10 protein-coding genes and 1 pseudogene are annotated in these 10,225 nt (G+C 71.0%); 5 read left to right on the forward strand and 6 right to left on the reverse strand.

Features of this window, described 5'->3' with window-relative positions; genetic code table 11:
• The 4 genes and pseudogenes from Q1N79_RS21825 to Q1N79_RS21840 form a co-directional block, all read left to right on the forward strand.
• Positions 1-878, forward strand: a pseudogene (locus tag Q1N79_RS21825) (hypothetical protein); the annotation flags it as partial.
• 641 nt (positions 879-1,519) lie between these two features.
• On the forward strand, positions 1,520-2,767 hold the full coding sequence (locus tag Q1N79_RS21830; protein WP_300611824.1) for an aromatic ring-hydroxylating dioxygenase subunit alpha: 1,248 nt from the start codon (positions 1,520-1,522) through the stop codon (positions 2,765-2,767).
• Positions 2,760-3,230, forward strand: a complete 471-nt coding sequence (locus Q1N79_RS21835; protein WP_300611826.1) for a hypothetical protein — start codon at positions 2,760-2,762, stop codon at positions 3,228-3,230. The genes Q1N79_RS21830 and Q1N79_RS21835 overlap by 8 nt, the downstream gene beginning before the upstream one ends.
• 50 nt (positions 3,231-3,280) lie before the next feature.
• Positions 3,281-3,448, forward strand: a complete 168-nt coding sequence (locus Q1N79_RS21840) for a hypothetical protein (protein ID WP_300611829.1) — start codon at positions 3,281-3,283, stop codon at positions 3,446-3,448.
• A gap of 82 nt (positions 3,449-3,530) precedes the next feature.
• Here Q1N79_RS21840 and Q1N79_RS21845 read toward each other — a convergent pair whose 3' ends face one another.
• The 6 genes from Q1N79_RS21845 to Q1N79_RS21870 all read right to left on the reverse strand — a co-directional run bounded on the left by Q1N79_RS21845 (position 3,531) and on the right by Q1N79_RS21870 (position 9,277).
• Entirely contained in the window at positions 3,531-4,211 is a 681-nt protein-coding gene (locus Q1N79_RS21845) for a hypothetical protein (RefSeq protein WP_300611831.1), read from the reverse strand.
• Complete coding sequence (locus Q1N79_RS21850) at positions 4,208-5,800, reverse strand: hypothetical protein (RefSeq protein ID WP_300611833.1); 1,593 nt, start codon at positions 5,798-5,800, stop codon at positions 4,208-4,210. Before Q1N79_RS21850 ends, Q1N79_RS21845 begins: the two co-directional genes overlap by 4 nt.
• A complete protein-coding gene (locus Q1N79_RS21855) occupies positions 5,797-6,552 on the reverse strand; it encodes an ABC transporter ATP-binding protein (protein ID WP_300611836.1) in 756 nt (251 codons plus the stop codon). Before Q1N79_RS21855 ends, Q1N79_RS21850 begins: the two co-directional genes overlap by 4 nt.
• On the reverse strand, positions 6,549-7,325 hold the full coding sequence (locus tag Q1N79_RS21860) for a hypothetical protein (protein WP_300611838.1): 777 nt from the start codon (positions 7,323-7,325) through the stop codon (positions 6,549-6,551). Before Q1N79_RS21860 ends, Q1N79_RS21855 begins: the two co-directional genes overlap by 4 nt.
• A complete protein-coding gene (locus Q1N79_RS21865) occupies positions 7,322-7,846 on the reverse strand; it encodes an RNA polymerase sigma factor (protein WP_300611840.1) in 525 nt (174 codons plus the stop codon). Before Q1N79_RS21865 ends, Q1N79_RS21860 begins: the two co-directional genes overlap by 4 nt.
• Before the next feature lie 426 nt (positions 7,847-8,272).
• Entirely contained in the window at positions 8,273-9,277 is a 1,005-nt protein-coding gene (locus tag Q1N79_RS21870) for a tetratricopeptide repeat protein (protein WP_300611842.1), read from the reverse strand.
• Positions 9,278-9,447: 170 nt separating this feature from the next.
• Between Q1N79_RS21870 and Q1N79_RS21875 the strand changes: the two genes are divergently transcribed.
• A partial coding sequence (locus tag Q1N79_RS21875; protein WP_300611844.1) for an IS982 family transposase occupies positions 9,448-10,225 on the forward strand: 778 nt, incomplete at its 3' end.

A 10,225-nucleotide genomic window follows, 5' to 3' on the forward strand; every position in this document is an offset into this window, starting at 1 on the left:
TGCTGCTGCTGGCGCTGCTGTGGCCGCCGGGGGCGGCCCCGGCGGCGGTGCAGGGCGCGGTGGTGGAGCATGTCCGGCTCGGCGGGGGGTCCCGGCAGGACGGCGGGGTCCGCGACCCGCGGCACGCGGAGAACGTGCGGCATGCCGGGCAGGGCCGGGTGACCCGCGCCGGGCAGCACCAGTGGCACCTGCGCCACATCCTGCACCTGGAACACCTGGCCCACCTGCGCTACCTGCGCCGCCTGCGCGGGGAGGAAAGCGGCGACGGCGGCGACGGGGGGCAGCGGGGCACGCAGGGCAAGCGGCCGCGCGGCCGCCTGCATCTGGCACTCGCAGGCGGCACCGCCGTCGCCGTGGCCGCCGTCGCGGCCGTCACGGCCGTCGCCTTGACCAGCCACCACGCCGCCGGCCCAGGCGGGAGCACCTCGGCCGCTGCCCATGCCACCACGGGCGCAGGAGCCCATCCGCCTTCTGCGCGGCCGGCCAGTTCTGCCCCCGCTGCCGCACCGACTCCCGCCTCTTCGGCCAGTCTCAGCCCGTCAGCCCTCACGGGCACGTGGACGGGCTCCTACGTCTGCGCGCAAGGCGAGACCGGGCTCAGGCTCGTGATACGGGCGGCCCCGGGTGGCACTCTCACGGCGACGTTCAACTTTTTCGCGCTGCCGGCCAACCCCGATGTCCCTTCCGGCAGCTACACGATGACCGGCACCTACTCGTCGGCGGGAGTGACCCTCACGCCAGACAAGTGGATCAGCCAGCCACCCGGATGGGAGATGGTGGGTATCAGCGCCGGCCCGCCCAGCCAGGGCGGGACGGCGCTTGGCGGCACGATCACCACCTGCGGCACCACTTTCACGCTGACCCGGTCGGCTGGATGAATAGAACCTCGTCCCCTCCTTGGGGAACTCTGCACGAGAGAAATATGCACGATCGTGCGGCCAGGTAATGACCCCAGGGCTTCCTGATGGCCCATCTGCCACGACGGCCGCCAATCAGGGTTTGGCCTGCGGCTTCCCGTCGTCACGTGGCCGCGGTGCAGCCGCGTCTGCGCCGCCGGGTGCCCGTCGGCGGCCATCCGGCCGCGCGATATGCCCGGTATGCCGGAATCCCGGAGCCGGGCTTTGCGGGCAGCCCGGTTATCGCGGCGGAAACGACTGGTCAGGGGCAGTCCATAGCTTCCACGTAGTCCGGCCGGGCGCGTGCAGGGCCAGCGGGAGGGCTGCCGTGCATGCGCGACCGCGCATGTCCGCTTGGTAAATGTTCCGGCCGACCACGACGATGCAGTCGACAACGCCCCGACAGCGGCGCCAGGGTGGCCAGCCGGATACCGGAGCATGAACAACAGGCAGCCGACGGACAGGTGCGACCGCCGTGCCCAACCCGGCAGTTCAGCCCCCTGCGCACGGTTCTGGGGCCTGCACAGCGCGGAGCAGCCGGGTCCCTCGTCGTCGGCCGCGCGGGGTTCCTTACCGGAGAAAACAAGGTGAAGATGTTAACGACAGCCCCTGGGAGGACGGCGTTGCTGAGCAAGGAGCGGAACCGGCTGCTGTGTGAGACAGGCCCGGGCACCGCGATGGGAGAGTTGCTGCGGCGTTACTGGCATCCGGTCGCGGGTGCGGCGGAGTTCAGCCGGCAGGCCGTGAAGGCGGTGCGCATCCTGGGCGAGGACCTGGCCCTGTTCCGCGATAAGGGCGGAAACTACGGCCTGGTGGACCGGCATTGCCCGCACCGCCGCGCGGACCTGACGTACGGCTTTGTCGAGGAACGGGGCCTGCGCTGCAATTACCACGGCTGGCTTTTCGACCATACCGGAGGATGCCTTCATCAGCCGTTTGAGGAGACACGGCACCCGGCGAGCCGCTTCAGGGACAAGGTTCGCATCAAGGCATACCGGGTGCGGGAGAAAGCTGGCCTGGTGTGGGCCTACATGGGGCCTGAGCCGGCGCCGCTGCTGCCTGACTGGGACCGGTATCACTCGCGCGGCTACAAGCAGATAGCCATCTCGGAGGTTCCGTGCAACTGGTTCCAGTGCCAGGAGAACTCGATCGATCCGGTCCACTTCGAATGGCTGCATGACAACTGGTCGCGGGTGCTGCGCGGCGCTGACGGCCCACGGGCGCCGGCCCATCAGCGGCTTGGCTTTGACGAATTCGACTACGGCTTCGTCTACCGCCGCATCCGCGAGGACACCACGGAAAACGACGAGCTGTGGACGACCGGCCGGGTGTGCTTGTGGCCCAACTGCCTGTACACCGGGCATTTCGAATGGCGGGTACCGGTCGACGACGGGCATACGCTCAGCGTCGGGTGGTTCATCGACGAGCTGCCCGGTGATATCCCGTTCGGGCAGGACGTGATTCCCTGCTGGTACGCCCCCGTCAGGGACGAGCGAACCGGCCGCTGGATCGACAGCCACGTCATGAACCAGGACTTCATCGCCTGGGTGGGTCAGGGGGTCATCGCGGACCGCTCGAAAGAGCACCTGGGGGAGAGCGACCGCGGGGTGATCCTCATGCGCAAGCGGCTGCTTGAGGACCTGGACGCGGTGGCCGCCGGGCGGGATCCGAAAGGGACGATCCGCGATCCCGCAGTCAACCACAGCGTGCACCTTCCGATTATCGGCGGCCTCAACCGCCCGGCCGCCGAAGACGGGCCGCGTCCCTTCCCGTTCCTGGCCGGCCAGCCGGACGAGGTCGCCAGGGGGTTCGAGCGGGCATGGCGCGATTGCGCAGCCGCCGTGCCCGATGAGCTGACTGCCGGTGGCTGACACCCTCACCGGACGCCCGCGCACGGCGCGCGAAGCCGCCGAGGCGCAGGCTTACGGCCTGACATCTGAGGACCTGCGCGACTGGGCGCCTTTCTCCCCGATCGAGATCTACTGGGCGCGCACGCACGACCTCACCCCGGTGACTGCCCGCCGCTGGGCGCGCGAAGGGCTGCGCATCTGTGACACCGTGCGCGCGGTCGCGCTGGGCATGAACCCGCAGGAGGCAAGGCCCTGGGCCGATGCCGGATTCGCCCCCTGCGATGCGGTCGAGGCGAAACAGATGGGCGTACCGCTTGCGGCCGCCCTGGCCTGGCGGGAGGCGGGCTTCATCTTGCCCGACGCCGCACTGCTCATCCACGACGGCTGGACCCTCGAGCAAGCGGTAAATGCCCGGTATGAGGACAGCGGTCAACCGGGACCCGGAGGCGATCAAACGGCTCAGCCTGCGCAAGCGTCTCGCTGAAACCGGGGCCGCCGCTTGCTCCACTATCGCGCATATAGTAAAACGAGGCCGTGGGAAGACAGGCAGGCGTCGTGCTTTACCTGCTCGCACTGGTAGCCGTCGTGGTCGGCCTGGACGTCCTATTCTTCAGGCACCAGTTCTGGGCACGGCTGATGGTAAACGTCGGAATCGTGCTGGTATTCGTCGCGTTCTATTTGAGGTTCCTGAAACGTCCGTGAGCGCGGCCGCCGCAATGCGGCTCGGGGCAGCCCGCTTTGTCTGCCCACGCGCTGATACCGGCGAAGGCCGCAGCGGCGTTCGCTAGCCGTTGCCGGCGAGGCTGGTGCGGGCGCCCCGGAATGTGACGGCGGCCAGGCCGGCCGCGAAAACCAGCACGGCGCAGATCCAGGCGCCCCGGTCGGCCGGGGGGCGGACGGGCCAGGTCCACGGGTTCCGCCAGGCCTGGCTTAGCGCGTACTCGGCGAACCCCAGGTAGCCAAGTGGCGGGATCCAGGCGAGCAGGCCATCGGTGACCAGCGAGGCCAGCAGGCCGATGCCGGCGATACCGATGACGTTGCGCGCCAGCACCAGGACACCGCCGGGCACGCTGGCGCCGGTCACGCCGAGCTGGAGCGCGCCGATCGCGATACCGGTCAGTGCCAGCGCCGCCGCAAGCCGCAGGTACGGCAGCCAGCGGCCGGCGGCCCGCTCGACCTCGCCGAACGGGCTGTGCGTCGTCATCGCGATCACCACCGCCGCCCCGGCCTCGATGACCATCGGGCCCTGCTGCGCGAGCGCTCCGCCGGACATCAGGCGCCAGTGCAGCACGGCGCGGAGCGCGCCGCCGAGCAGGGCCAGCGCGAGCAGCGCCGCGGGCACCCGCCGGCTGCGCAGGTGCAGCCACACCAGCCGGGTCCCCGCCGCGACCCGCCCTGCCGCCGGCGCCGGAGCGGCCGGCAGCGCAGGGGGCACCGCCGGGGTCATGGCCTCAGCGGCCGTCACGGGATCTGCGCCAGGGTGATGGCGCTGGAGCGCAGCGCGGCGATGTTCGCCGCGAGCCAGCCGCGGCGAGCCACGGATGACAGCGACTCGAACCGGCTCGCGGCGGCGGTGATCTGGGCGGCGCTCGCCCCCGACTGTGTCCCTGACGCGCCCGACGTACTCGACGCGCCCGACGTACTCGACGCGCCCGACTGCGTGCCCGGCTGGCTGAACTGCGGGTACGGGGGGACGGGAGCGCCGATCTTGGCCAGCAGCGCGATCGCCACCGCCTCCTGCGCCGGGGTTGGGCCTGGCGAGTACTGCTCCGCCGGCCCGGAGACGAACCAGGTGATGAAGTCCTGCTGCACCCCTTGCTCCCAGTCCGCGGTCTGCGCCATGGCGGGGGTGGCCCAGAACGACTCGTCGCCGAATCCTTCTTGTTCGGTTGAGTAGCCGTAGACCGACGTCGTCCCCGCGACGGCGGGCGGCGCGTAGCCCGTGGTCATCTCGGCCCGGGCCGGGGCGCCCGGCAGCCCGGCGATCTCGGCGGCGGCCGGCTGCAAGGCCGCCGACATGGCGCCCAGATAGGGTGCAAAGGCCGGGTGAATGCACACCGTGAAGGCCCCACTCGTGCAGTCGAGGGTGTACGGGACCGGCTGGTCGTCGGCCGCGTCGTGCAGCGCGGGGATCTCCCAGCCCGTCGCGAGGGAGTACCGCGCGGTGCCTGCCAGTGAGAACGCGGTCGCGGACGCGGCCACGCCGCACGCGACGCCGACGGCTGCCACCACGGTCAGCCGCCGTCGGCTGGCCGTGGACAGACGCCGGACGCCGGGCACGCGTGCCGCGGGCAGCAGGGCGAGCAGGCCGACCATGACGAGCAGCACTCCGCCCATGAACATGACCTGTGCGATGGAAACGTCCGGCGGGACGTGGTAGTAGACGCCGACATCAATAAACGCTGGGCGGCCCAGAGCCGGCACGAGCAGCGCGGACGTGTCGTTCGAGCTGTTCAGGTTGTTCATGTCGTTCGGGTTCACGCTGTTCGCGGCGTTGACTCCGGCGAACCACGCGACGAAGACGCCGACCGCGACGAGCGGCGCGGTGAACCGGCCGGGGAGCAGCGTGCCGCAGATGAAGCCGACCGCGCAGGACGCGGCGACCCCCACGACGCCGACCGCCACCGGCCACAGCGGCGGGCCGCCCCAGGTCGCCTGGAGCGCGGCCTGAATGTAGATGACGGCGACCCCGGCCACGTAGGCGAGCACGTTCCAGAACGCCGTGGCGCCGAGCACCGTCGCCTGCCGCGCCCAGGCCGCGCGGGCCGTCGTCGCCAGCAGGTCACCGGTCTTCCTGCGGCCTTCCCTGGTCGCGACCCAGGCGGAGATCCCCGCGGCGATCACGCTGAAGAAGACGAGGTTGGATCCGGTGATGACCGAGGCGCGCACCGTCCAGGTCGGCGGATACCCCGCGGCCGTCCGGTACGCGTTGGCGTAGAAGAGCGCGGCGAGGACCGGCAGCACCCAGACAACCGCGCTGTGCCTGATCTCCAGCCGCAGCGCGCGCGCCGGGCGGAAACGGCCAGTGCGCTGAGTGAGGGCGACAGCAGTCACACGGCCACCTGCTTGCGGGATGCCGCGAGGACCGCGCTGTAGCCGCGTTCAAGCGGGGAGTCGCCGACCTGGTGGCCCTCGCCCTGGGCGGAGAGTTCATCGGGCGTGCCGCGGAACACGACCTTGCCGTCGGCCATCAACGCCACCTCGGAGCACGCAGTACCGACGTCCTCGACCAGGTGCGTGGAGACGACCACGGTCGCGTGCTGGCCAAGGTCGCGGATCAGCGTGCGGAACGCGACCCGCTGCTCGGGGTCGAGGCCGGCCGTCGGCTCGTCAAGCAGCAACAGGTCCGGGCCGTTCACGATCGCCTGCGCGATGCCCACCCGGCGCAGCATGCCACCGGACAGCGTGCGCAGCCTGGCCTTGGCCCTGGGGCCGAGGTCGACTCGCTCGACGGCGGCGGCCACCGCCTTCGGCACCTGGTGCGCGGGCATCTCCTTGAGCAGCGCGAAGTACTCGACGAACTCGGCCACGGTGAACGACGGGTAATAGCCGAGGTTCTGCGGCAGGTAGCCGAGCCTGCGCCTGATCCGCGTGCGCGCGGCCGGTTCGCCGGGGTCCCGGTCGAGCAGCCGCACCGTGCCCGACGACGGCGGCAGCACGGTGGCGAGCATGCGGAGCAGCGAGGTCTTGCCGGCGCCGTTGGGGCCGAGCAGGCCGAATACCCCGGGGCCGACGGCGAGACTCACCCCGTCGACCGCCTTGTTTCTCCCAAACGTCCGGGTGACGTCCGTCAGCTCGATGTTCACGGCAGGCCTCTCCGGGGGCGGGTGGCGAACAACACGATCACGGCGCAGCAGGCCGCGACCGCCAGGTAGGGGAGGTACAGGTTCGCGTCGGTGATGGCGGAGGTCAGTGCCGCGGCGGACAGCCAGCCGCCCGCACTGGCGGTCGCGCCGTGAGCGAGCACGAGGGTGAGCCAGGCGCCCACGCCCGCGCCCGCGCCGGCAACCGCCGACCTGACGGCAACCGCTACCGCGAGAGCGAGCGCGCAGGCGGCGGTCATCGGCAGCAGCCAGGCGAAGGTGAGCTCCGTCGTGGGTGTCGAGGCGTGCGTGCCCACGGTCGCGGCGCTCGCGATCAGGCCGAGCACCGCGTTCACCGCGAACACCGCGACGGCCCTGGTCAGCAGGACAAGGCGGTCGCTGACCGCCATGGAGCAGGACAGTTCCCACGCCGGGTCCAGGCCGGGACCGTAGGAGTAGGCGATGCCGACCGCCGCGACCGCCGGGGCGATCAGCCAGACCAGCGGCTGGCCCTCGCCCGCCTGGACGAGTGTGCCGACGGCAAGCACGACCGCGGACGCGGTCAGCCACGGCAGCAGCAGCGAGGGCGTGGTGAACAGCGCGCGCGCCAGCCCAGGCGAGCGCAGCAGCCGCGCCGCCGCTCGCTCCAGCCGGCCAGGATGACGGCGCCAGACTTCCGCGGCGACGTTCACCCAGACGCGGTCGAGGTCGATGTCGTCGTTCGCCGTGCTGCGGCTCTCGCCGCTGACCGGCTCGTTCAGCGACGGATCGTTCATTGGACTCCTCCAAGCGCCGCGCGCAGCAGGCGGCGCGCCCGGTGCGCACGGCTCTTCACAGTTCCCTCGGGGACGCCCATCAGCTCCGCAACCTCCGCGACCGGCCGGTCTTCCTCGTACATCAAGCGCCATACCTCGCGGTCCGGGCAGCCGGGCGGGCCGAGGGCCGCGGCCGCGGCGATGTCGAGGTCGGTTCTCGTGGCCGCTGCCTCGGCTGGATCGCTGACCGGCCCCCCCTCGCCTGGCAGGGCCTGGGTCGCCGGCCCCCGCTTCCGCAGCAGCACGGCGGCCTGGTTGCGCGCGATCACCCAGAGCCAGGCAGCAACGCTGCCCCGCGGCTGGTAGGTTCCGGCGTTCTTCCACACCGCGAGGAACGTCTCCTGAAGCACGTCCTCGACGTCGTCCGGCGGCAGCGCCTTGCGAAGCCGGGCGGCCAGCCACGGGGCATGCCGGTCAAACAGCTGCCGCAGCGCCATGTCGTCACCGCCAGCCAGGCTCGCGATCAGCTCGTCGTCGTCCATCACCTCATCTATTGCACCCGACCTGCCGCAGGTTCACGACCAGGCGAAGAAACTGCCGTAGCCGTCGGCGAACGCCTCGCCAGCCAGCATGCTTCCCAGCCCTGCTGCGGCCTTGACGTCCCCCATGCGGCCCGGGAAAGGACGTGCCAGGTCCCGCGGGCCGCGGCCGCCGCGAGCAGGAGCAGCACGGACCGGCGCAGTCTCGGTATCCGCGGAAAACTTCGCATCCGGGCGCAGCGATGGAGGGGCCCGTCAACCGTCTGGGTGCTGACCCTCAATCCCGGCCATATCGAGATCGGGACCTTCGATGACGCCGCGTGCCAGATCGCGTGGCCGCGTCACTGGATCGAGGCCAATGGCGCCAGGAAGTACTGACCGAGCCACGGGGCTGCCCAGGTGACCGGAGCGATTCCTATGGGCCGAGCGCTAGCCGTCCTCATCCCCTGGGACGCTAGCCCCCTCGGCGTGTTGCTCAGGCGCACCCTTGATCGCGACCGCCGCGCGGGACTCCAGAGCCGCGTCGAAAAGCTCGGCCACCGACTTGCGGATCTCCTCGCGCAGAGTCGCCCTGTCCTGACAGAGGTTCTCGATGTTCCGCTGATAAAGAACGAACCTCATCCCGAACGAGACGCGCGAGCGTGCCCCCGCAGCGAAGTCCCCGCCCAGCCCGCCAAACAAATTGCCCGAATCGCCGCCCCCGGTGCTAGGCCCTTCCAGATGCCACCGGCGATCCGGGTCGACACCTCGCTCGACCCGCGACTTGTCCGGCAGCAACACCACGTCCACAGGCCCGCCGGAGGAACCGCCCGTCTGGGCGTCATGAACCCTGATCTGTGCATCAGCCGTCGCCTGGAAGTCAGCACCCGCGATCCGGTACGGCACCACCCAGGTGCCCGAACCGGAGGTCAGCGCCGCCGCGGCGGCGAAGTCGGCCCGCCCCGCGGCGGGGTTGTCCGCGTCGAGCCAGACCTTGACCTGGCCGCGCAGCGCCCACGCAGGAGCGAACCGGCTGGCCGATTTCAGGAGGTCATCGAGGCGTTCGCCCGCCTCCTCGAATCGACCCTGGCGGTACAGCGCGACCGTGAGGCGCCACAGCGCCTGGGAAGACGCCGGATCGGCGTCGGCCGCCGCCTGGGCGGCCCTGCGTGCATCCTCAAAATGCCCAAGCCACCACAGCGCCTCCGAGGCGAGCACGAGCGACGCGATCCGGACCGAGGGCACCGGATCGCTCAGGTGACGATGGGCCACCCACAGCGCCGCAAGCGGATGAACAGGGCAGCTGCGCGTGTGTTCCTCCAGCGCCTGCAGAGCATCCTTCGCCGATTCCCCGCCGCCATGGCGGTGTTCGGCGGGAACAAGGTTGAGCCACCGTGCCGCGGCGCCTCGCAGTGGCTCGTCTAGTTCGAAGTCGGGCGCTTTGGGGTTCGCCACGTAGCCGGGGCCGGAGTGATGGGAGGGCCGGGCCCTTGGCATAACGGAGGGTGTCACATCATCTGCGGGCATAGGGCACATGATCGCTTCCTTGCCTCGGGCCGCGCCCGCTAGATGAGTGATTCCTTGAACGTGGCTCGGAGACGTGGGGAGGGTGCCCATGATCGACTGTGACGAACGACCTGGACACCCTCTTGATCGCACTGTATGTGGAGATCGATGATCACGTGGCCTTGCCTGCCAGGAGCGGCCGGGGCCAGCCCAAGCGCTTGTCGGATGCGGAGCTGATCTGCCTGGCCGTGGCGCAGGTGCTGCTGGGCGCGCGCAGCGAGCATCACTGGCTGCGGCTGTGCTACGGGCGGCTGGGGCACCTGTTCCCGTACCTGCCGAACCAGCCCGGCTACCACAAGCGGCTCAAGGCCGCGGCGCCGCTGCTGGCCGCGGTGACCGATCACCTGGCCCGGCAGTCGCCGTGCTGGTATGACCCGGTGCGGCTGATCGACGCGACCCCGGTGCCGTGCGCCGCCTCCCGGGAGACGGTCCGCCGCAGCGAGCTGGCCGGCTGGGCGCACTACGGCTACTGCGCGAGCCATTCGCGCTGGTACTGGGGGCTGAAGCTGTACCTGATCACCACGCCGGACGGGATGCCCGCCGCCTGGTGCCTTGCCGACCCGAAGATCGGGGAACGCGAGGTCGCCGCCGACCTGCTGGCGCACGCCGCCCGCACCGGCGCGCTGCGCCCCGGGCTGACCCTGGTCGGCGACAAGGGCTTCGCCGGGCGGGACTTCGAGGACCTGGTCACCAGCGCATACCAGCTGCGGCTGGTCCGCCCGGACCGGCGCGACGAGGCGCCCCGGCACGGGTCGGCCGGCTGGATCCGGCAGTGGATCGAATCGGTCAACGACACCCTCAAGGGCCAGCTCGACCTCGAACGGCACGGCGGCCGCA

The organism is Trebonia sp. (assembly GCF_030042015.1).
GTDB lineage: Bacteria > Actinomycetota > Actinomycetes > Streptosporangiales > Streptosporangiaceae > Trebonia.

Coding starts and splice junctions, on each gene's coding strand:
- Q1N79_RS21860 (WP_300611838.1), bottom strand. CDS start 7,325: ATGAACGATCCGTCGCTGAACGAGCCGGTCAGCGGCGAGAGCCGCAGC.
- Q1N79_RS21865 (WP_300611840.1), bottom strand. CDS start 7,846: ATGGACGACGACGAGCTGATCGCGAGCCTGGCTGGCGGTGACGACATG.